The organism is Prevotella mikamonis (assembly GCF_055381405.1).
Genome location: NZ_AP035785.1, coordinates 1,862,546 through 1,888,249, shown reverse-complemented (window position 1 = coordinate 1,888,249; position 25,704 = coordinate 1,862,546). Strand labels below are relative to the sequence as shown.

21 protein-coding genes are annotated in these 25,704 nt (G+C 49.2%); 10 read left to right on the top strand and 11 right to left on the bottom strand.

The genetic code is table 11. The annotated features are described in order from the left end of the window. Nucleotides 1-438: 438 nt before the first annotated feature. A complete protein-coding gene (locus tag ACZ42L_RS08005; protein ID WP_464715770.1) occupies nucleotides 439-1,461 on the top strand; it encodes a threonine aldolase family protein in 1,023 nt (340 codons plus the stop codon). A gap of 404 nt (nucleotides 1,462-1,865) precedes the next feature. Here the strand turns inward: ACZ42L_RS08005 and ACZ42L_RS08000 are convergent, their stop codons facing one another. From ACZ42L_RS08000 to ACZ42L_RS07950, 11 genes are all read right to left on the bottom strand, one after another. Beyond that, on the bottom strand, nucleotides 1,866-2,828 hold the full coding sequence (locus ACZ42L_RS08000) for a Rossmann-fold NAD(P)-binding domain-containing protein (RefSeq protein WP_464715769.1): 963 nt from the start codon (nucleotides 2,826-2,828) through the stop codon (nucleotides 1,866-1,868). Nucleotides 2,829-3,053: 225 nt separating this feature from the next. Further along, nucleotides 3,054-4,718 (bottom strand): AMP-binding protein, encoded by a 1,665-nt coding sequence (locus ACZ42L_RS07995; protein WP_464715768.1) that lies wholly within the window; start codon nucleotides 4,716-4,718, stop codon nucleotides 3,054-3,056. Nucleotides 4,719-4,731: 13 nt separating this feature from the next. Beyond that, on the bottom strand, nucleotides 4,732-5,286 hold the full coding sequence (locus tag ACZ42L_RS07990) for a helix-turn-helix domain-containing protein (protein WP_464698010.1): 555 nt from the start codon (nucleotides 5,284-5,286) through the stop codon (nucleotides 4,732-4,734). 385 nt (nucleotides 5,287-5,671) lie between these two features. Further along, nucleotides 5,672-6,460 carry a pyrroline-5-carboxylate reductase gene (gene proC, locus ACZ42L_RS07985; protein ID WP_464715767.1) on the bottom strand — a complete coding sequence of 263 codons (789 nt, stop codon included), beginning with the start codon at nucleotides 6,458-6,460 and terminating at the stop codon, nucleotides 5,672-5,674. A gap of 19 nt (nucleotides 6,461-6,479) precedes the next feature. Further along, nucleotides 6,480-7,628, bottom strand: a complete 1,149-nt coding sequence (locus ACZ42L_RS07980; protein ID WP_464715766.1) for an aspartate aminotransferase family protein — start codon at nucleotides 7,626-7,628, stop codon at nucleotides 6,480-6,482. 16 nt (nucleotides 7,629-7,644) lie between these two features. Then, entirely contained in the window at nucleotides 7,645-8,613 is a 969-nt protein-coding gene (argC, locus tag ACZ42L_RS07975) for an N-acetyl-gamma-glutamyl-phosphate reductase (protein WP_464715765.1), read from the bottom strand. A gap of 54 nt (nucleotides 8,614-8,667) precedes the next feature. Next, a complete protein-coding gene (locus ACZ42L_RS07970; RefSeq protein ID WP_464698002.1) occupies nucleotides 8,668-8,856 on the bottom strand; it encodes a PspC domain-containing protein in 189 nt (62 codons plus the stop codon). 86 nt (nucleotides 8,857-8,942) lie between these two features. Beyond that, nucleotides 8,943-10,142, bottom strand: coding sequence for an argininosuccinate synthase (locus ACZ42L_RS07965; protein WP_464698000.1), 1,200 nt, complete (start codon nucleotides 10,140-10,142; stop codon nucleotides 8,943-8,945). A gap of 17 nt (nucleotides 10,143-10,159) precedes the next feature. Next, nucleotides 10,160-10,822: a GNAT family N-acetyltransferase gene (locus ACZ42L_RS07960; protein WP_464715764.1), complete on the bottom strand. Its 663-nt coding sequence runs from the start codon at nucleotides 10,820-10,822 to the stop codon at nucleotides 10,160-10,162. A 41-nt stretch (nucleotides 10,823-10,863) separates the two neighbouring features. Next, nucleotides 10,864-11,334 (bottom strand): arginine repressor, encoded by a 471-nt coding sequence (locus ACZ42L_RS07955; protein WP_464715763.1) that lies wholly within the window; start codon nucleotides 11,332-11,334, stop codon nucleotides 10,864-10,866. A 561-nt stretch (nucleotides 11,335-11,895) separates the two neighbouring features. Next, on the bottom strand, nucleotides 11,896-13,686 hold the full coding sequence (locus ACZ42L_RS07950) for an aminopeptidase P family protein (protein WP_464715762.1): 1,791 nt from the start codon (nucleotides 13,684-13,686) through the stop codon (nucleotides 11,896-11,898). Nucleotides 13,687-13,925: 239 nt separating this feature from the next. On the opposite strand from ACZ42L_RS07950, the gene ACZ42L_RS07945 reads away from it, so the two are divergent. The 9 genes from ACZ42L_RS07945 to ACZ42L_RS07905 all read left to right on the top strand — a co-directional run bounded on the left by ACZ42L_RS07945 (nucleotide 13,926) and on the right by ACZ42L_RS07905 (nucleotide 25,675). Then, complete coding sequence (locus tag ACZ42L_RS07945; protein ID WP_464697993.1) at nucleotides 13,926-14,918, top strand: malate dehydrogenase; 993 nt, start codon at nucleotides 13,926-13,928, stop codon at nucleotides 14,916-14,918. Nucleotides 14,919-15,048: 130 nt separating this feature from the next. Beyond that, on the top strand, nucleotides 15,049-15,549 hold the full coding sequence (locus ACZ42L_RS07940; RefSeq protein WP_464715761.1) for an RNA polymerase sigma-70 factor: 501 nt from the start codon (nucleotides 15,049-15,051) through the stop codon (nucleotides 15,547-15,549). A gap of 65 nt (nucleotides 15,550-15,614) precedes the next feature. Beyond that, nucleotides 15,615-15,851 (top strand): AAA family ATPase, encoded by a 237-nt coding sequence (locus tag ACZ42L_RS07935; protein WP_464715760.1) that lies wholly within the window; start codon nucleotides 15,615-15,617, stop codon nucleotides 15,849-15,851. Between the two features lie 283 nt (nucleotides 15,852-16,134). Further along, nucleotides 16,135-16,725 carry an RNA polymerase sigma factor gene (locus ACZ42L_RS07930; RefSeq protein WP_464705742.1) on the top strand — a complete coding sequence of 197 codons (591 nt, stop codon included), beginning with the start codon at nucleotides 16,135-16,137 and terminating at the stop codon, nucleotides 16,723-16,725. 58 nt (nucleotides 16,726-16,783) lie between these two features. Beyond that, a complete protein-coding gene (locus tag ACZ42L_RS07925) occupies nucleotides 16,784-17,758 on the top strand; it encodes a FecR family protein (RefSeq protein ID WP_464715759.1) in 975 nt (324 codons plus the stop codon). Nucleotides 17,759-17,859: 101 nt separating this feature from the next. Further along, nucleotides 17,860-18,888, top strand: coding sequence for a Rid family hydrolase (locus ACZ42L_RS07920; protein ID WP_464697983.1), 1,029 nt, complete (start codon nucleotides 17,860-17,862; stop codon nucleotides 18,886-18,888). Between the two features lie 69 nt (nucleotides 18,889-18,957). Then, a complete protein-coding gene (locus ACZ42L_RS07915; RefSeq protein ID WP_464715758.1) occupies nucleotides 18,958-20,508 on the top strand; it encodes a sulfatase in 1,551 nt (516 codons plus the stop codon). 245 nt (nucleotides 20,509-20,753) lie between these two features. Continuing rightward, nucleotides 20,754-24,167 carry a TonB-dependent receptor gene (locus ACZ42L_RS07910; protein WP_464715757.1) on the top strand — a complete coding sequence of 1,138 codons (3,414 nt, stop codon included), beginning with the start codon at nucleotides 20,754-20,756 and terminating at the stop codon, nucleotides 24,165-24,167. Nucleotides 24,168-24,187: 20 nt separating this feature from the next. Further along, nucleotides 24,188-25,675, top strand: a complete 1,488-nt coding sequence (locus ACZ42L_RS07905) for a RagB/SusD family nutrient uptake outer membrane protein (protein WP_464697977.1) — start codon at nucleotides 24,188-24,190, stop codon at nucleotides 25,673-25,675. The last annotated feature ends 29 nt before the right edge of the window (nucleotides 25,676-25,704 follow it).

The following is a 25,704-nucleotide window of genomic DNA, read 5'->3' as shown; positions in this document are numbered from 1 at the left end:
ATTGTGGTATTTGGAGTCGTCTCCAAATGTCAAAGCTTTGTGTGCAGGCAAGTTTGCCCCCACTGCACGTTGTTTTAAGATGAGTTTTGTTTCATGAGATTTCGTCCTATTATTTCAGTTATTTATTGTCAATGTAACATAGGTCTCCCTATCTTTCTCTTTGATTTGTCTGCGTCTGTTGCGAAATGGTTTAGTAGATTAGTTTTTCGCCAGAGAATGTCAGTAGGTTTTCTTGTTCGCAAAGTTAGATAATAAAATTTTATTTCACTGATACTATTTTATCCAATGCTGATACTATCTTGTAATTTTGTAATAAAACCTAAATAATCCCTCAAGGGATGTGAGGACTGACTGATGATTTTCACCTATTATAATATAGATATATCGTCAGAAAGCCCTACATTTGTACGGCTAAAACAAAGTAAAGCAGAATAGCGTATGATTTCTTTTGAATGTGATTACAATAACGGTGCGCACCCACAGGTGTTGCAGCACTTGGTAGAGACCAACGGCAGACAGAGCCTCACCTATGGGTTCGACGAATGGAGCGAGCAGGCCCGGCAGAGCATTCGTGAGGCATGTGATGCCCCGAATGCCGACGTCTTCTTCCTGGCAGGAGGTACTCAGACCAATATGACGGTGATAGACGCCCTGCTGCCTGCCTACGGAGCAGCTATAGCTGTGAAGTCCGGACATATCAGCATCCACGAGGCGGGGGCAGTAGAGTTTACCGGTCATAAGGTGATAGAGCTGCCTGCGCACGACGGAAAGATGCAGGCCACCGATCTGAAGGAGTATATGGAGTGGTTTGAGAACGACGAGAGTCGCGACCACCTGGCACAACCGGGCTTGGTGTATATCTCGTTTCCCACGGAGTTGGGTACTGTCTATACGGCTGCCGAACTCGATGCCATTTGGCAAGCGTGCCGTCAATACGGCTTGAAGCTGTTTGTCGACGGTGCGCGGTTGGGCTATGGGCTGATGTCGGAGGGCTGTGATGTCAGCCTGCCTTTCATCGCTGCCCACTGCGATGCCTTCTATATCGGCGGCACGAAGGTGGGGGCACTCTGTGGCGAAGCCGTGGTGTTCCCCCAGGGTGCGCCCCGCCAGTTCTTTACCGTCGTGAAACAGCATGGCGCATTGGCTGCCAAGGGGCGGTTGATGGGACTCCAGTTCGACGCGCTTTTCACCGACAATCTCTACCTGCGCATCTCCCGGCATGCCATCGACATGGCCATGAAGATGCGCCGACTGTTCAGCGAGCGTGGTTATCAGTTCTTCATCGATTCGCCCACCAATCAGCAATTCTTCGTTATCCCCAATGAGCGTGTGGCCGAATTGGAGAAGCATGTGCTCTTCACCCATTGGGAGCCTGCGGGTACTGATGCCTTCGTATGCCGCTTTGTCACCAGTTGGGCCACTACCGACGACGACTTGAAAGTACTCGAAGCACTGCTGTAGCGTGGCGATTAGCCTATATCTGAGCCGACATGAATTCCAATTTGTATCTACCGACTATTTCTTCCAAATTACTGCAAAGCCTTGGCAGCGCTGCTGTTTGGCCTTTGCAGCGGTACTGTTCGGGCTTTGCAGCGATGCTGCGGAGGCCTTGCAGTAAAATGATGTGATGGAGTTTGAAAGATGATGGAGGGGAGGTTGGTAGACTGATGAGTGGATTGGGGTATTAGCAGTGAGTGGTTTTGTGTCAAGAAAGTATTAGTCTTCTGCTCTTGTCAATTCTTTTTTAATAGGAATTAAGGTCAGGCAGTTGGCGACTTGTGCCAGTGTGGCAAACGAAAAATCCCAAGCTTGCAGGCTTGGGATTATATGTTTGTAGGGCAGGAATGCCGTAAACGACGTGCCGGTTACAATGTTTCGAGCATACGCTTGATGACTACCTCGGCACTGATTTCACGATTGGCGGCTTCGGGAATCACAAGGCTGTGAGGGCTTTCGATGACGTCGTCGGTGACAATAAGACCGCGGCGCACCGGCAGACAGTGCATGAAGTAGCCGTTATCAGTCCATGCCATGTGTTCGGCATCTACCGTCCAACTCATATCCTGACAGGTTATCTTTCCGTAATCGGCCGGATGGGTGACGCCGGGATTGCTCCAGTTCTTCGCATAGATGAAGTGTGCGCCCTCAAAGGCCTTGTGCTGGTCGTATTCTACGCGTGCATTTTCCACGAACCGCGAGTCGAGTTCGTAGCCTCGTGGGTGGGTAACGACGAAGTCGACATCGGCCTTGTTCATCCATTGTGCGAAGCTGTTGGGCACGGCCTGGGGCAATGCTCGGCAGTGGGGTGCCCATGTCAGTACGACTTTTGGGCGTTCCACGGGCTTGTGTTCCTCTATCGTGATGAGGTCGGCAAAGGCCTGTAGCGGATGCACGGTGGCTGTCTCCATAGCGAAAACAGGCTTGCCGCTGTAGTCGACAAACTGCTTGACGATGGTCTCGGCGTAGTCGAAATCGCGGTCGGAAAGGCCTGCGAAGCTACGGATACCGATGATGTCGCAGTAGCTCGACATCACGGGAATGGCCTCCAACAGGTGTTCGCTCTTGTCGCCATCCATGATAACGCCTCGCTCAGTCTCCAGTTTCCATGCGCCGGCATTCACATCCAGCACGATGACATTCATGCCTAGGTTCATCGCCGCTTTCTGTGTAGAGAGGCGGGTGCGCAGACTGTTGTTGAAGAATATCATCAGCAGGGTCTTGTTCTGGCCCAACTGCTGGTAGCCAAAGCGATTGCGCTTCACTTCCTGGGCTTCGGTCAATGCTGCCCGAAGGTCTCCTAAATCCTCGATGTTGAAAAATGTTTTCATAAAAAGTCTCTCCTAATGGCTTTCCCGTTTCGCCTATATATGATAATAGGTGGGTAGGTTGTTGCCGGTTGTTATCAATGGTTTGCTATCTCAGGTCTGCTGCTTTTCGGGGCGTATGCTCCTTGGTGGGCGAGAATGGAAGAGGGGCTTGTCCCCTTGCCTGGCCATGCCCCTCTGTCAACCCTTTGTAGATGGTTGTCCTATCCTCTGTGTACGGGAAACTCGTTAACTGTTTCCTGCTCCGTCTTTTGCCCTGATTTCCACGCGTCTTATCTTGCCGGAGATAGTCTTCGGAAGTTCGTTGACGAATTCAATGGTACGCGGATACTTGTAAGGAGCGGTGACATGCTTCACGTGGTCCTGCAAGGTTTTGACCAAAGCGTCGCCAGCTTTGTCCTTCCAACCGTCGGCCAGAACGACCGTTGCCTTCACAATCATGCCACGGATGGGGTCGGGTACGCCGGTGATGGCGCATTCCAGGATGGCCGGATGGGTCATCAGTGCGTTTTCAACCTCGAATGGTCCGATGCGATAGCCACTGCTCTTGATAACGTCGTCGGTACGTCCCACGAACCAGTAGTAACCGTCTTCATCGCGCCAGGCCATGTCGCCGGTGTGGTAGATACCCTCGTGCCATACCTCCTTGGTGCGTGCTTCGTCGCGGTAGTAGCCTTTGAAGAGGCCCAAGGGCTTCTCGTCGCCCACCTTGATACAGATTTCTCCCTTCTCACCGTCTTCACATTCGCTGCCGTCGGGACGCAGCAGATGAACATCGTATTGCTGGTTCGGCTTGCCCATAGAGCCTGGCTTCGGCTTAATCCAGGGGAATGTACCGAGCGTCATCGTGGTTTCTGTCTGTCCGAAACCTTCCATCAGACTGACGCCGGTGAGCTGTCTGAACTTCTCGGCTACCGACGGGTTGAGCGCTTCTCCGGCCGTGGTGCAGTATTCCAGGCTGCTCAAATCGTACTGGGAGAAGTCTTCGTGAATCATGAAGCGGTAGATGGTGGGGGGGGCACAGAACGATGTAATGCGATATTTCTCTATCTGTCGCATGATTTTCTCGGCTGTGAACTTCTCGTGGTCGTATACAAATACCGTTGCACCGGCAAACCACTGTCCGTAGAGCTTGCCCCATACAGCCTTTCCCCAGCCTGTATCGGCCACGGTCAGGTGGATGCTGTTCTCGCCCAGATTGTGCCAGTAGACGCCTGTTGTCAGGTGTCCGAGGGCGTAGAGGAAGTCGTGTGCCACCATCTTCGGCTCACCGCTGGTACCACTGGTGAAGTACATCATCATGATATCTTCGTTGGTATTCACGTGTTCGGGGCGTTGGAAGGCGGGTGCCTGTTTCCATTCCTTGTTCCAATCGTGGAAGTGTGACGGCACGTGCGGACCTACGCTGATTAGTATCTTGACCGTCGGACTGTCGGGCAGCGACTGGGTTATCTGGTCGATGATGTATTCGTCGCCGGAGCAGATGATGGCCTTCACGCTCGCACCGTTGTTCCGATATACGATGTCGTGGGTGGTCAGCATGTGCGTGGCAGGGATGGCTACTGCCCCTAACTTATGCAATGCCAACACCGACAACCACCACTGATAATGGCGCTTCAGCATCAGCATCACCATATCTCCACGTCCTATGCCCAGACTTTGGAAATAGGCAGCGGTCTGGTCGGTCTGCTCTTTCAGGTCTTTGAATGTGAATCGTATTTCTTCACCGCGCTCACTGGTCCACAGCAGCGCCAGTTTGTCGGGCCGCTCTTCGGCCCATACATCCATTACATCGTAGGCAAAGTTGAAATTTTCGGGTATGATGAATTGCAGATGTCGGGCATAGTCTTCCTCCGAAGTAAAATGCGTCTGCTTTAAGAATCTTTCTATCATTTTGTATCCTTATTTAGATCACTACGCAAAGAAATTTAGCCGGTTCGCCTCCCAATGCACGCATGCAGTGGGGGCGTCGCCCATCGAAGTAGATGGTGTCGCCTTTCGACAGGACCAGTACCTTGTCGTCTATCGTTATTTCCAGTTGTCCTTCGATTACCGCGTCGAACTCTTGTCCGTTGTGGGTGTTCTTGTTGTATTTCTTGCCGTCGGGCAATGGGTCTACCTGGGTAAGGAACGGGTCTACCTTGCGGCCACGGAAACCGCCGGCCAGACTCTGGTATTTGTAGCTGTCGCCACGGTCTATCTCCGGTCCTTGACCGGAACGGGTCAAGAAGTAGGTGCTCATACGAGGCTCTTCGCCGAAGAGCAGCACGTCCAGGTCGATGCCATATCGTTTTGAAATCTTAGAAAGTCGGTATACCGAGGGGTCGGCTTCGCCGGCCTCTATCTTCAGATAGTGCTCCAGGCTGATGTCGCAGAGGTCTGCAACTTCCTCAGCCGGAATGTTCAGCACTTCACGAAGCCCTCTCAGGCGTTGTCCGATTTGTTTGATTGATTCTTCCATTTGATGGTTGTTTTGATTGAATTCGTGGTCAAAAGTACGAAAGTTTTTCTTATTTCGCAGACCTGTAGAGGCTATTTATTTGGCAGATTCTAAACGTATCTAAAATAGTTGCACACTGCTATTTACTGTGTGCAAGATTACACCTTATATTATATAGAGGCATGAGAGAGACATTCGGATGGAGTGATAAAAATGTGATTGAAACAGGCATGCGGGCACTTAGAAAATCATCCGTTTTCCTACTGCCATACTGCAAGGCCTTTTCAGTATCGCTGCCTAGGCTTTGCAGCATTGCTGTCTGGGCTTTGCAGTGAGGCAAAAGAGGCTCTTTTGGAAAGCAGACGTTGGCAGACTGGTGGGCCGGCAAGCCTGGAGGGGGCGCAACCTACTGATTGATAGCGGCTTTCAGTCCTCTGATGACGGCACTGGTAAAGCCTGCATGCTCCATTTCGTTGAGTCCGCGGATGGTCAGTCCGCCTGGTGTCGTCACCTTGTCTATTTCTGCTTCGGGGTGGTTGCCGTTGACCTGAAGCAGTTCTACAGCTCCCTTGACGGTCTGGAGTACGATGTCTTTGGCCACATCGGCCTTGAATCCGAGTTCCACACCGCCTTCAGAAGCCGCCCGGAAGTAGCGCATGGCATAGGCAATGCCGCAGCTGGCCAGCGTCGTTCCGGCTCCCAGATGCTGCTCGTCGGTGATGTAAGTCTGCCCAAGATTGTCAAATACTTGCTTGACGGCAGCCGTTTGCTCGTCGTCGGCACCTATAGGGACGATGAAAGTCATGGATGTGCGCACGGCGATGGCGGTGTTTGGAATCACCTGGAAAAGTGGGGGGACATTCCCGTCTTTATCCAGCCATGCTTTCAGCTGGTTGGCGTCGATGGCTGCTGCCATGTTGATGACCATCTGGCGGTTGTAGTCCATGACGGGTTTTATTTCATTGATGACTTGCTCTACCAGCCACGGTTTTACCACGATGGCCACCACATCGGCTGCTGTCACAGCTGCCTTGTTGTCGGTGGTGACGCTCGCACCAAGTTCGGCAAAGTGGTCTAGTTTGTCGGAATGTGGATTGGCCACGGTCACATCCGATGGTCTGACGATGCCGCTTTTGAGCAGTCCTTCGGCAAATGAGCCGCCCATAGCTCCTGCTCCGATAATGCTTATTCTCATAGTTGTGTGTTGATGGATTTTACTGGGGACATGTTGTCAGTACGGTTCTGAATCTGCCGATGAACTCGTCTACCTCTTCTTTGTTCAGGCAGAGGGGTGGGAGAATGCGTAGGATGTTAGTCCCGGCACATCCTGTAAAGCAGTGGTGTTCGTAGATGAGCTGATGGCGCACGTCTTTGTGGGGAATGTCCAGCACGACACCAATCATTAATCCGCGTCCACGAATCTCTTTGATGTGGCTGTTTTCCTCTTTGAGTTTGTTCAACTGGTCTATGAAGTAGGTGCCAATGGTATTGGCATTTTCCACCAAGTGCTCTTTTTCAAACACATCGAGCACTGCCAAGGCTGCTGTGCAGGCCAGATGGTTGCCGCCGAAGGTAGTTCCCAACTGTCCGTAGACGGCCTTGAATTCGGGCGAGATGAGGATGCCCGACATGGGGAATCCGTTGCCTATGCCCTTGGCCATGCTGATAAGGTCAGGGTGAATATCCAGCCATTGGTGGGCAAAGAACTTGCCTGACCGTCCGTAACCGCATTGTATTTCGTCGCAGATGAGCAGTGTGCCGTGTTTATGGCAGGCTGCCTGTAGCCCTTGTGCGAACTCGGGAGTCGCCATGTTGACGCCCCCGACGCCCTGAATACACTCCAAGATGCAGGCACATACGTCGCCCTTGGCCAGTTCGGCTTCCCAGGCAGTGAGGTCGTTCATGGGGAGGAAAGTGACGTTGTGGGTCTCATTGACCGGCGCTGCATACTTGGGTATGTCGGTAACTCCTACGGCTAGCGACGTGCGACCGTGGAAAGCGTTGGCTACGGAGAGTATGCGTCTGCGCCCGTTGTGGAACGATGCCAGTTTCAGACAGTTCTCGTTGGCCTCTGCACCGGAGTTGACAAGGAAGAGACTGTAATCTTCGTAGCCTGAAATCCGCCCCAGTCGGTCGGCCAGTTCCTGTTGCAGGGTGTTGATGACCGAATTGGAATAGAAGCCCAGTTCATTGAGTTGCCGTGTCATTCGTTCCACATAGTGCGGATGACAATGGCCGATGCTGATGACGGCGTGGCCGCCATAGAGGTCCAGGTATTCCTGCCCTTGGTCGTCCCATACCTTGCATCCCCGACCTTTCACGATGTTTACATCGAACAGCGGATATACGTCGAATAGTTTCATGTGCGTGGATTAAAGTTTAAAATGCCGAGGCCTTCAGCTTCAGACCAGCGGTCTCGTCGATTCCGAACATGATGTTCATGTTCTGGACTGCCTGTCCTACTGCACCTTTCAATAGGTTGTCGATGCAGCAGGTAATAAGAAGTTTATTGTCTGTCTTGTCGCAATGCACGAGCGCCTTGTTGGTGTTGACCACCTCTTTCAGGTCGATGGCCTTGTCTACGTAGTGAGTGAAGGGCGCATCCCGATAGAAATCCTTGTATGCTTTGACAATGGTGTCGAGGTCGGCGTCGGTCTTGACCACCTCGGTAGCGAAGATACCACGGGCGAAATCACCCCGATAGGGAATGAAGTCGATACTAGCTTCCAGCTTCCCCTGAACCTGCTTCAGGCTCTGGCAAATCTCAGGGACATGCTGATGGTTGAATGCTTTGTAGATACTCATGTTGTTGCTGCGCCATGAGAAATGCGTTGTCGCCCCCGGTTTCTGTCCTGCTCCGGTGCTGCCGGTAATGGCATTCACGGACACGTCTTCCCGGATGAGACCGAGTTTCGCGACCGGTAGGAGTCCTAGCTGTATGCAGGTGGCAAAGCATCCGGGATTGGCCACGCGCTGTGCATGGGCTATCTTCTCTTTATTGAGTTCGGGCAAGCCGTATACAAAGTCGTTTCCGGGAGCTTCCAAGCGGAAGTCCTGTGCCAAATCTATAGTTTTCACATGGGGCGGAATGGCATGCTCTTTCAGGAAAGCCTCGCTCTTACCATGTCCGAAACAGAAGAATACGACGTCTGTCTGGTCCATCGGCATCTTGTCGGTGAACTGCATATCAGTCTCACCCAACAAGCCTTCGTGGACGTCGGCCAATGAATTGCCGGCATTGCTCTCGCTGTTTGCAAACACGATTTCGGCTTCCGGATGGTTCAATAGCAGGCGAATGAGTTCTCCTCCCGTATATCCGGCTGCGCCGAAGATTCCTACTTTTATCATTCTTGGTGAGTTTGTGGGATTGTGATTTTTGTGGGTTTTATCTCTGAACTCTTTCTATTCGCTCGGCATTACGAGCCATAGTATCAGGTAAACAATCACTCCGCTGAAAACGGTGAAGACTGTGAGCAGGGCATAGAGTACACGAGTGAGTGTAGGGTCGAAGTCGAAATACGCTGCGATACCACTGCATACGCCGGCAATCATGCGATTGTTGGGGCGATAGATTCTTTTTCCTGTTGACATTTTAATATATGTTTGGTTGTCTGTTGGCCGTTTTGTTGCGCCGGAAAGTTGCATTTCCCCTTTCTTTGGGATGGGGCAGGAGAGACTTATCTTTCTTCTTCAGGATGCGCTCCGTAGTACACTCTCAACGGTGTAGAGCTTACCTTGATGAATCCCTTGGCCTCTTCGGCAGTCCATCCGTGCTGCATCTCGCCGTATTCTCCGAGCTTGGATTTCGTCAGATCGTCGTCACTGTCCACGCCTACGGTCTGGAAACCATAGGGGCGAAGTTTCAGGATGGCTGTTCCGTTCACGTGGCGTTGCGAACTGGTGAGCATGGCTTCTATGTCGGCCATCACCGGTTCCAGATACTGACTCTCGTGCAGGAACATGCCATACCAGTTGGCCACTTGGTCTTTCCAATACTGTTGCCACTTGCTGAGTGTGCTCTTTTCCAGCAGCCTGTGAGCCTCGATAATCAGTTTCGGAGCTGCGGCTTCGAACCCTACACGCCCCTTGATGCCGATAATCGTATCTCCGACGTTGCAGTCGCGACCGATGGCATAGGCTGCACCTATCTCTTCTATCTTCTGGATGGCGGCTATCTTGTCGTCGAATGCTTCGCCGTTGACGGCCACTATCTCGCCTTGCCTGAATGTTATCCTGAGGTCGGTCTCCTCGTTGCATGTCACATGTTTGAGGTAAGCCTCTTCGGGTAAGCCCTGTGTGGGGTCGAGCAATTCGCCGCCACAGATGCTTGTACCCCAGATACCTACATTGTAGCTGTATTTCAGTTTGGCGAAGTCGGCCGCGAACCCATGCTCATTCAGGTAGTCCACCTCTTCCTGTCGGCTCAGCGACTTGTCGCGCGTCAGGGTGATAATCTCTATGCCCGGCGCCATTACCAGGAATGTCATGTCAAAGCGAATCTGGTCGTTGCCCGCTCCGGTAGAGCCATGCGCTATGGCATCGGCACCGATTTCCTTGGCATAGCGGGCTATGGCTATGGCCTGGAAGATGCGTTCGGACGATACCGAGATGGGATAACAGTTGTTGCGCATCACGTTACCGAAAATCATATACTTCAGACTCTTCTCGTAGTATTCCTGCGTTACGTCGAGCGTAGCATAGGCTACAGCCCCCAGCTTGTAGGCATTGGCCTCATTGGTCTTGAGTTGTTCGGCACTGAAACCGCCCGTGTTGGCACATGCGGCATATACATCCCAGCCGTCCTGGGCCAGTTTCATGACAGTGTACGAGGTGTCGAGTCCGCCTGAGAAGGCTACCACTACTTTCTTCTTTCCCATATTCTGTTTCCTTTCAATTATTGTTCTTGGTATCCGTTTTCTATTTTCATCACCCGTTCCATCACTTCGGCGGGAATCTTTGCAGGCAGATGTTCCTCAGGGTCGAAGAGCATGGCGGTGCAGATACAGTATTTACGACCCGTACGGTGCAGCACATCCTTGTTGACACATCCCTCACATCCGCGCCAGAACGACTCGTCGTCGGTCAGGTCGTTGAACGTTACGGGGTGATAACCCAGTTGGGTATTCATCTTCATCACAGCCGAACCCGACGTGAGCGAGAATATCTTTGCCTGTGGCCAGCGCTTGCGTGCCAGCGTGAAAGTCATGTCTTTGATGCGCTTGGCCAGTCCCAGACCGCGATAATCGGGATGTACGATGAGTCCCGAAGTGGTCACGTAGTGCTTGTTGCCCCATGTCTCGATATAGCTGAATCCGGCAAAGCGGTCGCCGTCGAGCGCTATCACGGCCTTGGCCTCCTTCATCTTTGTGGCCAGGTATTCGTGTGTACGCTTGGCAATACCCGTACCGCGCACCTTGGCCGCATCCTCTATCGTCTTCAGTATGATGTCTACATATACCTCGTGTGAGGGGTCGGCCACCACGACTTGAATCTCCTTTTCCGGTCTCAGTCCTGCAATGGGAGAGACTGTCTCTGTAGTTTGTTCTTGTTCTACCATCTTCTTGTCGTTATTCCCATGAATGTATGGCGCAGAAAGCGTTATATGGAAGTCACCGAATACAGCTGCTTCATCACAGCCTGTTCGTTCGCCCCCTCTCTCAATACTATAAATATGGTGTCGTCGCCGGCTATCGTTCCCAGTATTTCGGGTATGTCGCTCATGTCGATGTTGTATGCGATGCTGCTCGCATAGCCCGGTCTTGTCTTGATGACTCCCATGTTTCCGGAGAAGTGGGCCGACAGAAAGCCGGGGGTATTCATCATCTCCAGCACGCTCATCGACTTGTGTACGCGCTTGTACATAGTCTCGTTTGGCAGCACATATACGTATTTACCGTTCATGCTGGCAGCCTTTGCCACTTTCAGTTGTTTCATGTCGCGGCTCAGCGTGGCTTGCGTCACCTTGAATCCTACTTCTTGCAATGCCTTCAGCACTTCTTCCTGGCTGCCTAGTTCCTTACTCGAAATAAGCATTTTGAGGGCGTCTATTCTGCTCCCTTTATCTCTCATGATTTGTATTTTTATTCATTGTGTGGTAGCAAAGTTATATGCTTGTGTATAAACAACCAAATGTTTTTGCATAAAATTACATATTTTCTTGTTGTATTGTGATAATTCTATGATTTTGTTGCATAAATATTCAGTATAGGCTTAGGCGGTAGGAGAGTATCATACGGGTAGTTGGGATGTATGTTTATACCAGCTTTGAAGGCTTGCTAAAGCATGGTGACAGTCTCGATTAGCTTACTTCAACTTATATCTTGTTTATTTGTCAACTTGCAACTGGTCTACTTCAATTAGTACTTGTTTACTTGTCAACTCGTCTACTTGTCTACTTCAAAAACTGCAAGGCCTCCGCAGTGTTGCTGCAAGGGCCAAACAGCAATGCTGCAAAGCCTAAACAGCAACGCTGCCTAGGCTCTGCAGTAAATACAGAGAGATTTTGTGAGCGGATGAGTTTGCCTAAAAGGCAATCTTTTCATGGACGTGGGACAATTCTTACAGGTCTACCCATCCCCTATAAGCTTTGAAAACTCAAAAACTTACAAACTCATTCACTCACAAACATTTCTATTTTCCTACACTGATATAGGCTCTCAGCCATGCTTTTTCGCTCTCGTCGAGGTAGGGCGACAGCTCGTCGTACACGCGCTGATGGTAGCTGTCGAGCCATGCGAGTTCTTCGTCGGTGAGCAGTGAGAGGTCGGCTGCGGCGAGATTGATGGGGCATAGCGTGAGCGAATCCATCTGCAAGAAGCTGCCCATATCGGTTTTCAGGTAGTCTTCTACGATGAGTGTGTTCTCTATGCGCACGCCAAACTTACCGGCTAGATAGATGCCCGGCTCGTCGGTCACGGTCATGCCGGCATGCAGAGGAGCCGACTTGTACTCTTGGCGCACCTGGTGAGGACCTTCGTGGACGCACAGATAGCTGCCTACGCCGTGTCCTGTGCCGTGCATGAAGTTCAGTCCTTCGCGCCAGAGCGGTTGGCGTGCCACGGCGTCGATACGTGTGCCGCTTGCTCCGTCGGGAAATTTACAGAGTTCCAGTTGTATGTGTGCCTTCAATACGAGGGTGTAGATGTGTCGCTGCTGGTCGCTGATAGGGCCGAGTGGGATGGTGCGTGTGATGTCGGTCGTGCCGTCGGCGTATTGCGCTCCGCTGTCTAGGAGCAGGAATCCGCGCGGTTCTAGCGGCATGTCGGTGGCCGGCGTAGGTTCGTAATGCACGATAGCGCCGTGGGCTTCGTAGGCCGAGATGGTGGGGAACGAAGCTCCTTTGTATAGCGGTTGTTCGGCTCTGAATTGTTCAAGTCGGGTGCTTACTGTCATTTCTGTTTGCCCACCGGCAGCCACGGCAGTCTCCAGCCATTGCAGGAACTTCACCATAGCGATGCCGTCGCGCTTCATGGCTTGGCGAAAGCCGGCTATCTCAGTATCGTTTTTCACGGCTTTGAGATAGGGAATGGGCGATTCAGAGCGCACGACGGCCTGGCACTTGACGGCTCGGCTGAGCGTGTAGTTCACCTCTGTGGGGTCTATCAGTATGTTGTATTCGAAATAATGGGACAGTCCGTCCTGCACTTTCTCGTAAGGGGCAACGTCTACGTGTATGCTTCGCAGATAGTCTTCTACCTCGGTCGGGAGTTTGCGCGGGTCTATGAAGAGTGTGGTCGTCGTACTGGAAATGAGCAGATAGCTCACGAAGAGAGGATTGCAGGGTATGTCGCTGCCCCGCAGATTGAGCGTCCAGGCAATGTCGTCGAGGGCGCACACGAGCATGCCGTCGGCATGTTGCCCACGTAGTGCCTGTCGGATGCGCTGGAGCTTGGAAGCGGTATCTTCGCCTGCATATTTCAAAGGGTGCAGTACGACGGGATTGAGCGGTATTTCCGGTCGGTCGGTCCATATCTGTTGCAGTGGGTCGTAGTTGGTCCGCACGGTGATACCTCCATGCTCACGCATCTCGGCTATGAGTGTTTCTACCTCTGCACAACTCCCTACCATGCCGTCGATACCTATCTCCGGTCCGTCGAGTTCGCGTAGCTCGCGGGCCAGCCATGCCGTGATAGACGGCGTGTCGGCCAGTCCGGCCTTCATCAACTGGAATTCCGTGCCACTCAACTGGTCGGCAGCAGCAAGGAAATAGCGCGAGTCGGTCCACAAGGCTGCACTGTTCAGCGTGACGACGGCAGTGCCGGCCGACCCGTCGAAACCTGTTATCCACTCTCTGGCTGCCCAGTGGTAAGGCACAATCTCGCTCTGGTGTGGGTCGGTACTGGGAAATATGAATGCTGAAAGATGTTCGCGCTGCATCTGTTCGCGCAGCAGTTGAAGTCGCTCTGATATTGCGGTTTTCATGTTGTCTGGTGTTGTTTAATGATAGACAAATGTAAGAAATATATGCGAAACAGACAAAAGCGGAGGTTCCAAATTGACATATCTACATGACATATAGGATGATAAATGGGTTTTGAATGCCGTTTTTTAAGTTTAATAACACTTTAAAATGAGGGCAGACGATGCTGAAAAAACATTTTTTTGTAACTTTGCGGAAATCAAATGGTAGACTTACAACTTTTTTAAAATAACTAACAATTATGGCATTTTTAACAAACGAAAAGCTCGTTATCGTCGGTGCCGGCGGTATGATTGGTTCTAACATGGCGCAGACCGTACTTACATTGGGTCTGACTCCTAACCTGTGTCTCTATGATATCTTTGAACCCGGACTGCACGGTGTGGCTGACGAAATCGCACAGTGTGGCTTCCCCGGTGCAAACGTGACATGGACTACCAATCCTGAAGAGGCTTTCACAGGTGCTAAGTATATCATTTCTTCAGGTGGTGCTCCACGTAAAGAGGGCATGACACGTGAGGACTTGCTCAAAGGCAACTGCCAGATTGCAGCAGAATTCGGTGACTACATCAAGAAGTATTGCCCCGATGTAAAGCACGTAGTGGTTATCTTCAACCCTGCTGACGTTACTGCTTTGACAGCTCTTATCCACTCTGGATTGAAGCCAAACCAGTTGACTTCTCTCGCAGCGCTTGACTCTACCCGTCTTCAGCAGGCTTTGGCACTGGAGTTCGGTGTACAGCAAGACAAGATTACCGGTGCACAGACATACGGCGGTCATGGCGAGCAGATGGCAGTATTTGCTTCTCAGGTGAAGGTAGACGGCAAGCCTTTGGCAGATTGCGGTCTGTCTGCTGAAAAGTGGGAAGAAATCAAGCACAACACCATACAGGGTGGTTCGCGCATCATCAAGCTTCGCGGTCGCAGCTCATTCCAGAGCCCTGCTTACAACGCAGTGAAGATGATTGAGGCTGCTATGGGTGGCGAGAAGTTTACATTGCCCGCAGGTTGCTATGTAAACGACGATACACTCGGTTTCCACAATGTAATGATGGCTATGCCTACTACTATTGATGCTACCGGTGTGCACTATGTATTGCCACAGGGTACGGAAGAGGAAATGGCTTCATTGAAGGCTTCTTACGACCATCTTTGCAAGATGCGCGACGAGATTGTATCTCTCGACATCGTTCCCGCAGTAGCTGATTGGGGTAAGGACAATCCTAATCTCTAAGCATAAAGATTATACAGAAAGACTTATCGGGTGATAGCCCGGTAAGTCTTTTCTCTAACTGCCGTTACTCATCGGGCCTGCTGTCTGGATGGGGGTAGTTGGCATGTTATGTTGATTTTCTCTTCCCTCAATGGATATAACACTTACATTCCAATATTATTATCGCCCGCTGTGCCTCTATGCCATGCACTATCTGCACGACATTGATGCCGCTGAAGATGTGGTGCAGGAATGTTTTGTCAAATTGTGGGAAAAGAAGCAAGAGAAAGCTGTCGACAATGTGAAGGCCTTTCTCTATACCGCGGTGCGCAATATGTGTATTGACAGTATTCGCCGGACGAATCCGATAGATGGCAATGTAGTGCCGTCAGACTTGGAAGGGACGCTGACCGACGGAGAAGCAGAGGAACGCTCGTTTCACGAAGCTGAGTTATGGACGGCCATCGACACGCTTCCCACGCGCTGCCGTCAGGTCTTTATGATGAGCAAGCGCGACAACATGAAGTATCGCGAGATAGCAACGGAGTTGGGTATCTCGGAGAAGACGGTAGAGCATCAAGTAAGCAAGGCCTTGAAAATTTTGCGTGGCAAGGTGGAAAGTTTCTTCTATATGCTCAGTTTGTGTGCCTGATTGGGTATGCGATTTAACCTTAATGAGAATTTTAAATATTAGGGAAAACTCCTACGCAGGAATAAATGTATGTGTTTTATGATGAAGTACAATATCTTAAAGACAGGGAAGTTGGACTTAAATCATTAGTTGATATTTACCGCAATGTCAAGTTAGTAGCATCGGGTTCTGTAGCTGTAGAATTAAGAAAAGAAGTGATGAAAGCGGCGTGGGACGTTTTACTGATTATCCCAGTAGCATGTTATGCTTATATTGTGGGGAAAAATATGATGAATCATACAAAGGCGTCATACGGCTTATAGTTTATTGTTTCATGATGAAATCAAATAAGCATGTTTGAATGTGCTTATTTGGTTTAAAATGTCTATAGCTCTTGCTGTCAACTACTTACAGATGTAAAATAATAAATATATGCACATGTTTAAAGCGCTGTTTTTCATATTCATGTGCGAAATGTGTATAAACGGCAGTTGGTATTAGTATTGTTGTTGAGACAGTCTGATATTTCTTTTGCCAGAGCTGGTACAATGGGTTTATATAATGAAATAGTAACATTATTCTATTTTTTTGTATATTTGCATTGTCATGAAGACAGTTGCTATTCACATGTCCGATGAAAAACAGATTATAATTGAATTGAAACAAGGGTCGAGCCGTGCGCTTCGTCTTGTCTACGAGCTTTATGCCAAGCGTCTTTGTGCCTTCTGTGTGGAGTATACCAAGTCGGTAGAAGATGCAGAGGAAATCGTGGAAGATGTGTTCGTAAAGTTATGGGACAAGCGCGAAACCATTCGTCAGGAGGATTCTTTGAAGTCTCTTCTCTTCGTGATGTCGCGTCGCATGCTTATCAATGCCTATCGGGCGCGTGTTCATTCTGTTTCTTTTGCTGACTATGTGGAGATGCAAGATGTGGTCGATGAAGGTGGTAGCGAGCGTCAGTTGAACTATGATGACTTCATGAGGCAGCTGGAAAGGAATCTGCAAAAACTTCCGTTGACGCAACAACGCATCATTCGGATGTCGCGACTGGAGGATATGCCCAACAGGGAAATAGCCAAGGTGCTGAATCTTAGTGAGCAAACTGTGAAGAATCAACTGTCTATAGGATTGCAAGTTTTAAGGCGGAAACTTGGAAAATATTCGCTACTTGCCACGTTATTATTATACGTTAATTAAAGGTACGAATGTCCGTTTAAATCTGTCTAACCTTATATATTCCCCATATTCTGAAGGTATGAATCAACTGGAAAATCAATATAAGCACGGAAAAATGAATTCCGACGCCCTCGAAAAGCTACGTGAAATGCTTGATACAAACTCTGATATGGAGGTGGGTACGCGCATGGAAGAGGCATGGGAGCATGAAGATGTAGACTGTTCGCAAATCTCAGACGAGCGTATGGCTAATGTATGGAATAGGGTTCAACAACGTATTCTGCAGACAAAAGTGGTGAACTTCGATGCCAGAAAGTGGTTTACGTGGGCAGCTGCCGTCTTGTTGCCATTGTTGCTTCTTACAACAGTCTACTTCTATAGGGAGAATACGCGGATAGAAATGGAGCAGGTGGTGGTGAAGACCGGTGTGGGTGAGCGAACGACCGTGATATTGCCCGATGGGACGCAAGTATCGTTGAACCATGATACTCGCTTGGTTTATACACCGAGAGCCTATGATAAGAGCGAACGGCGTGTGCAATTCTTGGGTGAGGGTTATTTTGAAGTCGTACATAATCAGACTTGTCCATTCTATATTGACTCAAAATTACTCACCGTGAAAGTGACCGGTACGAAGTTCAACTTACGTACCAGAATGACCGATACCACTTCTGAACTGATGTTGAAAGAAGGGCATGTGATACTGGAATCGGCCAAAACACATGAGAATGTATCTATGCAGCAGGGACAGCGTGCTCGGCTTGATACCCGGACTGGCCATATCGTGTTGGATAGCAAGCCGGTCAATGTACGTTATATCGGTGGTTGGAAACGTGGCTCGTTAGTATTTAAACTCCAAGACATAGGTGCTGTACTTGATGCGGTAGAGGCTTCGTACGGTGTTGATATCCAATTGAATGTGCCTTTGGTGCTTACCGACCGCTTTACAGGGACACTGCCCACCGATAATTTGCCGTTTGCGCTGCGTATCATAAGCGAGGCCTATCAGCTTAAATATCACATACAGGGGCATAAGGTCAGTATGACGAAGTGAAAACCGATTTTGTCTTGAAGTACTCGTAGCCTAAAAATAGAATCTATATCCTATTCATATCTCAATAATATTTCCTATTTTTGTGGGAAATAAACCTACTTATGCACAAGTGTACCATTGTTTCGCCTCGCAGTCGTGCCGGTTTTACAGAGCGGTTGGGCGAACTCTATCTGGCTGTGGGCGACTATCTGGATATGGAAAAACTGGATGGTCGAGACCTATGCTATTGCAAAATATTCTTGAGTGACATCCTGAATCAACATGCAGAGTTGTTGGATTCACCTTTATATATAGACCTGTTGTCGCATGCCGGTTGCTCAATCGTAGAGCAAGCACCGGCCGATGGTAGTAAGATTTCGGTGTTGTTGGAGACCGATGACAAAGAACCGGAGAGTCTTTTTCATGCTTTGCGGTTGACTGAGGAGGAAGTGGCGGGTCGCAATGCTTACGAGCAGACACGTCTGCTGTTTGATAAATACATTGCGATAGCCGATTCTCTGCATCTTACGATGAGCGAACATTTGGTGCGTACATGGATTTATGTGGCCGATATTGACAACGATTATGCTGATGTTGTCAAGGCGCGTAATGATGTTTTTGACAGGTATGGTCTGACAGTTAACACGCATTTCATTGCCAGTACAGGCATCGGCGGGGCTACGGCTGTGCGCCATGCTGCTGTGGGGATGGACTTCCTAACCTATCCCGGCATCGTAGAGAGCGATAAGAAATACCTGCAAGCCTTGGAATATCTCAATCCGACACATGAATATGGAGTGGCTTTTGAGCGTGGTACACGCGTCTCTACACCTAAGTTGCAGCGTTGTTTCATCTCTGGTACGGCGTCTATTGATAAGCATGGACAGATACTTTATCCTGGAGATGTGTTGCGTCAGACTGCCCGATTGTTGGAGAATATCAGTATGTTGCTGAAAGACGGCGGGGCTACCATGCAGCAGTTGGACTATCTGATAGTCTATCTGCGCGATGTGTCGGACTACCTGTCGGTAGAAGCATTCCTTCGTCGACTGTATCCTTCTATCCCCCATGTCATTGTGCAGGGCAAGGTATGCCGTCCGGGATGGCTCATTGAGATGGAAGGAGTAGCCACCCTGTCGCCACAGACGTGAGGATAGGTATCCATCAACATTAACCGTTCATCCGTCATCACATAATCTATAACTATAATCAAGAAAAAAATGAACGCATCAAAGCAGTTATTATCTATTTTGACATTGACAACGGCGAGTCCGTTGCCAACCTTGGCACGCACTGCACAGAGTGAACCCCAACGTCCGAATATTATCCTCTTTATGGTCGATGATATGGGATGGCAAGACACTTCCGTGCCATTTTGGACGCAGCGCACCCGTTACAACGACATCTATGAGACGCCGAACATGGAGCGGTTGGCTGCACAAGGTATGCTGTTTACCCAAGCCTATGCCACCTCCATCAGTTCGCCGACTCGCTGTAGTCTGATGACCGGTTCGAATGCAGCCCGCCATCGCGTGACCAACTGGACAAAGGTGAAAGGGGAATCGACCGACAGTAAGGACGATACGGTAGCTCCTCCCGATTGGAATGTGAACGGTATCAGTCAGGTTGCAGGTATCGAGCGGACCTATGTGGGCAAGTCTTTCGTGGAACTATTGCGCGAGAGCGGTTATCATACCATCCATTGTGGCAAGGCACATTGGGGGGCAAGGAATACGCCGGGGGAGAATCCGACGCATTGGGGATTTGAAGTCAACATAGCTGGAAATTCGATTGGTTCGCCTGCTACCTATCTGAGTGAAGAGAATTATGGGAATGCGAAGAACGGACGCAAGACGGCTTGGCATGCCGTACCGCATCTGGAGAAGTATTGGGGAAGTGGTATGTTCCTGACGGAAGCTCTGACTTGTGAGGCTATCGGGGCTTTGCAGAAAGCCAAGGAGTATCAGCAGCCGTTCTATCTCTACATGGCTCACTATGCCGTACATATCCCGATAGAGAAAGATGTGCGCTTCTTCGACAAGTATAAGTCGAAAGGTCTCTCGGACAAGGAAGCTGCCTACGCCTCTTTGGTGGAGGGTATGGATAAGAGTCTGGGCGATATCATGGACTGGTTGGAGAAAAACGGAGAAGCCGACAATACTATTATTATATTCATGAGTGATAACGGTGGTTATGCCACGGGGTTGCAATGGCGCGATGCTCCGCTCTTCATCCAGAATGCTCCGCTCTCTTGTGGCAAGGGTTCTCTGTACGAAGGAGGTATCCGTGAGCCGATGATTGTGAAGTGGCCTCACCGTGTTCAGCCCGGTACGCGCTGCCATCAATATCTGATGATAGAAGATTTCTATCCTTCTATTCTTGAAATGGCAGGGGTGAAAGATTATAAAGTGCCTCAAGTGATTGACGGTCGGAGCTTCGTACCCTTGCTTACCAGACAGGGAGACCCCTCTAAAAACAGGGCGTTGGTGTGGAATTATCCGAACGTATGGGGCAATACCGGTCCGGGTATTAGCTTGAATTGTGCAATCAGAAAGGGTGATTGGAAATTGATTTACGATTATAAGACCGGGAAGAAGGAGCTTTATAATATTCCGGACGATATTAGTGAGCAGCATGATATGACTGCTTCCAAGCCACAGTTGGTAAAGGCTTTGTCCGCTGAATTAGGCTCTTATCTTCGTCGTGTCAATGCCCAACGCCCTGTGTTTAAGCAGACAGGGAAGCCATGTCCGTGGCCGGATGAGAGATAAAACTCGTTTTCGAGTTGAGAGTAAGGAGAAATAATCCAGAAAAAGAGATGATGGTTTTAACGCCCATCGTCTCTTTTTTGTTTGTTTGGGACTGTAATCTTCAGTAATTTCATCCTTCATCTTTATTTTGTGTGTTTAATAATGTTAAACGGCTTCGTCTCTTCGGTACGAAAATTACAATCATGGCGTCTATCTATGCAGAACAAAGATTCTAACCTGTTAAATTAATAAATTCATATTCAAACATGAAATTACACTATCATTCCAAAGCTTTATGCACGTTGCTGCTCCTATGTAGCTTCAATGTGAGTGTGTGGGCGAAAGGGCAAACAGTGACTATGAAAGTACAGCATGCTACATTGACCCAGGTGTTTAGTATCATTGAAAAGCAGACCTCGTATAGGTTTTCTTATCGCAATGCCGATGTAGACAAGCATCACAACATTACATTGTCAAAGTCTAATGCCAGTGTGAGCGAATTGCTGGACATTGTACTGGCTAATACAGGACTTTCTTACAAAGTACTCTCTGATAAGTCTATCGTGATTACCGGTGGTGCCAAGTCGTCTACAGTTGGTATACAGCAGACCAAGACCAAACTGACAGGTATGGTTGTCGACTCCAAAGGCGAACCGATTATTGGGGCAGCTGTGATGGAAGAAGGTACTAAGAATGGTGTTATAACCGATATGGATGGTAACTTTTCCATAGAAGTCTCTATAGGTACACCTCTTGTAGTAAGCTACATCGGTTTCGGAAAGCAGGAACTCAAGGCTTCTCATAACATGCGTGTGACCCTTAATGAAGAAAGTCACGGCTTGGACGAGGTTGTGGTAGTAGGTTACGGAACGATGAGGAAGAGGGATTTGACGGGTGCAGTGGCTTCTGTCAAGATGAACGATACACCTGTAGGAACAGTGTCTACCATTAGTCATGCGTTGGCAGGCAAGGCTGCCGGTCTTCAGGTCAGTACCATTAGTGCACAACCTGGTAGTGGTTCTACTTTCCGTATTCGTGGTGCAGCCTCTGTCAATGCCGGCAACGATCCACTGATTATTATTGATGGTTTCCCTGTAAATCCGGCTAATGATAGCAAAATGGATGTAGGTAAATATAATTCGGGAAGTTCTGATAATATCCTGGCTTCTATCAATCCCAACGATATTGAATCTGTAGAAGTCTTGAAAGACGCCAGTTCTACGGCTATCTATGGTGCACGTGCCGGCAACGGAGTGATTATCGTTACCACCAAGAAAGGTAAAGCCGGTACCCCTAAAGTCACTTACTCTGCCACAGCCAGTTTCCAGCAGTTGGCTGCCGATTATGATATGCTCAATGCTCGCCAGTTTATGATAGAGAGCAATCGCTATGCCAAGGAGGCATGGATGAAGAATAATGGCATTGGAGTCTATGGCGGAAGGCCTGAAAGTGCAGCTACCACGCCCCTGAGACAATATTATACCGACGAACAGATTGCTAATCCAGCGAATGATACTGACTGGTTTAAGGAAATCACTCGTACAGGTTTCCAGACACAGCATAACGTATCGGTCAATGGCGGTAATGAGAATACCAAGTTCATGGTTTCCGGAAACTTCTTCAAGCAAAACGGAATCATCAAGAACAATGGGCTGACACGCTATACCGGGCGCATCAATCTGGAACAGAGATTGAGCAAATATTTCAATACCGGTGTGAACATGACTATCTCTCGTAACAATATGGACAACGTGCCATTGGGTGCTGGCCAGGCAGAGAATGCCAGCATTATGGTGGCTGCTGCCCAGTTCAGTCCGCTGTTGCCTATCAAGGATGATAATGGTAACTATGTACTCAACACTCAGGCAGCCTTCTTGCCCAATCCCGTTTCTCTGTTGGAAATCACTGATAAGACTACGAAGGAGAGATTGCTGGCTACTGCCTTCTTGGAATATAAGCCTCTCAAAGAGCTGACTTTGAAAGCAAATTTCGGTATCGACCGTAACTATCAGAAGCGTAAAATCTATTTGCCTAAAACTACGCTATATGGTAAGAAGAAAGACGGACAGGGAGATGTGGCTGTCTATGATAAGTCTGATTACCTATTGGAGTTGACGGCCAACTATACCAAGAGCTTCGGACAACATTATCTCAATGCGTTGGCAGGTTACTCATTCCAGCGTTTCACTGATGAATCGGTCAATGCCGAGAACAGCCAGTTCTTGACCGATGGTTTCCTCTATAATAATCTAGGGGCAGGTGCATTCCCCAAACCCGCTGTAGGGACTTCTGCTTCTAAAGACGAAATGGCAAGTTTCTTCGGTCGACTGAACTATACGTACATGGATCGGTATTTGGTAACGGCCACACTTCGTGCCGACGGCGCTTCCAACTTTGCTAAGAACAAGCGGTGGGGTTATTTCCCCTCTCTTGCTTTAGGTTGGAGATTCAGCGAAGAAGACTTCATGGAGCCTTTGAAGTCGGTCATTTCTAATGGTAAGTTCCGTCTGAGTGTTGGCCAGACTGGTAATGCCAATATCGGGAACAAGGCCATCAGTTACTATCAGACGGGGCATAACAATGAGTTTGGCGGTGTAGAGGCTGTAGGTGTCTACGTGAGTCAGTTGGGTAACCCCGATCTGAAGTGGGAGACCACAACCGAATGGAACGTTGGTTTGGATTTGGGTTTCTTCGATAATCGTTTGAATGTAACGGCCGAATATTTCCATAAGATTGTTTCCGACTTGTTGAGTACCCGCTCTTTGATGTCGTTCAATGAAGTAAGTTCTATTGCCGATAACATCGGTAAGACACAGAGTCAAGGTTTCGAACTGACCGTCAACACTGTCAACTTCAATACAGAGGATTTCAGCTGGAATACCGATTTTACATTCTCGCTCTATCGCGACAAATGGCATACGCGCGATGTAAGTTGGGTCCCCACAGCCTATTCCACCTATAATGCCCCCATTCGTTATCTGGCAGGCTATCTCTCTGATGGTATCATCCAGCCTGGTGAGAATGTCAGTTGGATGCCGGGTTCAGTTCCTGGGCAGGTGAAAATAAAAGACGTCAATGGGTATGTATACAATCAAGACGGCTCTGTACAAGTAGATAAACATGGTATTCCATTGAAGTCGGGCAAGCCTGATGGTAAGTTGAACGATGCCGACAAAGTCATCTACGGTTCTTCCGATCCTGGTTATTTGATGGGGCTTAATAACACTTTGAAGTATAAGAACTTTGACTTCAATATCTACTTCTACGGGCAGTTCAGTGTATTGAACATCGGTTCGTATAAGGATTTGTGGCTGACGGGTACTTCCGGAATGACAGGTGTGGTCAATATCTATCGTGGCTACAACATGCCTGCTACCGCTACCGAGGTGTGGACCAGCGACAATCAGACCGCTGTGCGTCCCGGATATTTCCAGGATAAGAGTACATGGGGTATTGGCGACTACTACTTGCAGAAGAGTTGGTTTGTGCGTTGCCGAAACATTACGTTGGGATACACATTCCCAAGAAACAAGTTCTTGTCTAATGTGCGCGTATATGCCGACATTAACAATCTGTTTACCATCACTCCTTACAAGGGGCTTGACTTGGAAACAGACAACTCAGCCTGGGCTTATCCTAATGTACGCAGCTTTAGCTTGGGTGTAGATATCACATTCTAAAATCTTAATGTTCTGAAGAAATGAAAAAAATAGCTTTATGTATTTCGATGGCAACGGCCCTGTTCTGTTCTTCATGTACAGACCTGAACTCGGAGATGTACAATGTCATCAATCCCAATATATTCCCAACCAATGAGAACGATGCGCAGTCGCTGGTAACGGCAGCAGCCTATGGCCCGTTCGTAAGCAACTGGTATGGAGGATTGTTTACCTCCGCCCAAGGAGGTATCCATGTGGTCGGCGATATGACAACAGATATCGGTACGTGTCAGTGGAATGCTGCTGTATGGCCCGACATGGTCAATATGAACTTTACCTCAAACTCTGGAGGACTCACAGCGCTCTATCGCAACTATATCAACTACATCAGTAAGATGACGTTGACACTTGACCGCATTTCCAAGATAGAGATGAGCGACGCAAAGCGCGCGTTGCTCAATGCCGAAGTTCATTGTGGCCGGGGCTGGTTGGCTTATGTGCTTTACGATTTCTATGGACCTATTCAGGTTGCGCCTCTGGAGATGTTGCAGAATCCTTTGGAAGGGAAGGTGGCTCCGCGTCTTACCAGAGAGGAGATGGTAAAGTTTATTGAGACCGATTTGAAGGAGGCCATCAAGACCTTGCCTGCCACTTATCCTGTGACAAGCAGCAGCTATGGCCGCTTTACTCGTGGTCTGGCCTATACGGTACTGATGAAACTTTATATGCACGAGAAGAATTGGACAAAGGCCGTAGAGTGCGGTCGTGAGTTGATGAAACCCGAATATGGTTATAAACTCATGGCTCACTATAAAGACATCTTTACGCTGGAGAATGAAGGAAACGCCGAAACCATCTGGGCTGCCATCTGTAGTACGACGGTGAACAGTCAGTTGTGGCTGGCTCATGTCCTTTCGGGTGTGTATCCGACGAAGAACGAGAATATTCAGAAGTGGGGTGGTTATCGCGTGTTGTGGTCGTTCTATAGAACCTTCGAACCGAAGGATGAACGCCTGCAAGTATTGGTCGGCGACTTTGTGGGCAGTGATGGTGTACACTACACCGAGGATAATCCGGGGACGATACTGATTTCGGGAGCGATGCCTGTAAAATATGGTGAGGATCCGGCTGCGACGGCGGAAGAAAGTCAGGTAGACTGGATAGTCTATCGTTATGCTGATGTGCTGACCCTCTTGTCGGAAGCAATCGTAAGGGAGAAAGGTGCTGTGACGAAGGAGGCTGTAGACCTTTTGAACATGGTTCATCAGCGTGCCGGCCTTGCTCCTTATGCCGTTGCCGACTTCCCCAGTGCAGCTGCCTTCTTAGAGAAGGTGTTGGAAGAGCGTGGCCATGAGCTTTGGTTCGAAGGTGCCAGACGTTCCGATCTGATACGTCATGGTAAGTATATCGAATATGCACGCAAATACAAGCACTCGGTAACTGCTCAGGACTATATGAACCTGATGCCGCTGCCACAGTCGGTGGTCGACGAGGGCAAGGGTGCAATAGCTAATAATCCAGGATATTAAGGGCACTTGATAGGTGGGTGTATCAATGG

Bases quoted from the DNA above. Each gene is read 5' to 3' on its own strand.
- ACZ42L_RS08005 (WP_464715770.1), top strand. From the start codon at position 439: ATGATTTCTTTTGAATGTGATTACAATAACGGTGCGCACCCACAGGTG.
- ACZ42L_RS08000 (WP_464715769.1), bottom strand. From the start codon at position 2,828: ATGAAAACATTTTTCAACATCGAGGATTTAGGAGACCTTCGGGCAGCA.
- ACZ42L_RS07995 (WP_464715768.1), bottom strand. From the start codon at position 4,718: ATGATAGAAAGATTCTTAAAGCAGACGCATTTTACTTCGGAGGAAGAC.
- ACZ42L_RS07990 (WP_464698010.1), bottom strand. From the start codon at position 5,286: ATGGAAGAATCAATCAAACAAATCGGACAACGCCTGAGAGGGCTTCGT.
- proC (WP_464715767.1), bottom strand. From the start codon at position 6,460: ATGAGAATAAGCATTATCGGAGCAGGAGCTATGGGCGGCTCATTTGCC.
- ACZ42L_RS07980 (WP_464715766.1), bottom strand. From the start codon at position 7,628: ATGAAACTATTCGACGTATATCCGCTGTTCGATGTAAACATCGTGAAA.
- argC (WP_464715765.1), bottom strand. From the start codon at position 8,613: ATGATAAAAGTAGGAATCTTCGGCGCAGCCGGATATACGGGAGGAGAA.
- ACZ42L_RS07970 (WP_464698002.1), bottom strand. From the start codon at position 8,856: ATGTCAACAGGAAAAAGAATCTATCGCCCCAACAATCGCATGATTGCC.
- ACZ42L_RS07965 (WP_464698000.1), bottom strand. From the start codon at position 10,142: ATGGGAAAGAAGAAAGTAGTGGTAGCCTTCTCAGGCGGACTCGACACC.
- ACZ42L_RS07960 (WP_464715764.1), bottom strand. From the start codon at position 10,822: ATGGTAGAACAAGAACAAACTACAGAGACAGTCTCTCCCATTGCAGGA.
- ACZ42L_RS07955 (WP_464715763.1), bottom strand. From the start codon at position 11,334: ATGAGAGATAAAGGGAGCAGAATAGACGCCCTCAAAATGCTTATTTCG.
- ACZ42L_RS07950 (WP_464715762.1), bottom strand. From the start codon at position 13,686: ATGAAAACCGCAATATCAGAGCGACTTCAACTGCTGCGCGAACAGATG.
- ACZ42L_RS07945 (WP_464697993.1), top strand. From the start codon at position 13,926: ATGGCATTTTTAACAAACGAAAAGCTCGTTATCGTCGGTGCCGGCGGT.
- ACZ42L_RS07940 (WP_464715761.1), top strand. From the start codon at position 15,049: ATGGATATAACACTTACATTCCAATATTATTATCGCCCGCTGTGCCTC.
- ACZ42L_RS07935 (WP_464715760.1), top strand. From the start codon at position 15,615: ATGTATGTGTTTTATGATGAAGTACAATATCTTAAAGACAGGGAAGTT.
- ACZ42L_RS07930 (WP_464705742.1), top strand. From the start codon at position 16,135: ATGAAGACAGTTGCTATTCACATGTCCGATGAAAAACAGATTATAATT.
- ACZ42L_RS07925 (WP_464715759.1), top strand. From the start codon at position 16,784: ATGAATCAACTGGAAAATCAATATAAGCACGGAAAAATGAATTCCGAC.
- ACZ42L_RS07920 (WP_464697983.1), top strand. From the start codon at position 17,860: ATGCACAAGTGTACCATTGTTTCGCCTCGCAGTCGTGCCGGTTTTACA.
- ACZ42L_RS07915 (WP_464715758.1), top strand. From the start codon at position 18,958: ATGAACGCATCAAAGCAGTTATTATCTATTTTGACATTGACAACGGCG.
- ACZ42L_RS07910 (WP_464715757.1), top strand. From the start codon at position 20,754: ATGAAATTACACTATCATTCCAAAGCTTTATGCACGTTGCTGCTCCTA.
- ACZ42L_RS07905 (WP_464697977.1), top strand. From the start codon at position 24,188: ATGAAAAAAATAGCTTTATGTATTTCGATGGCAACGGCCCTGTTCTGT.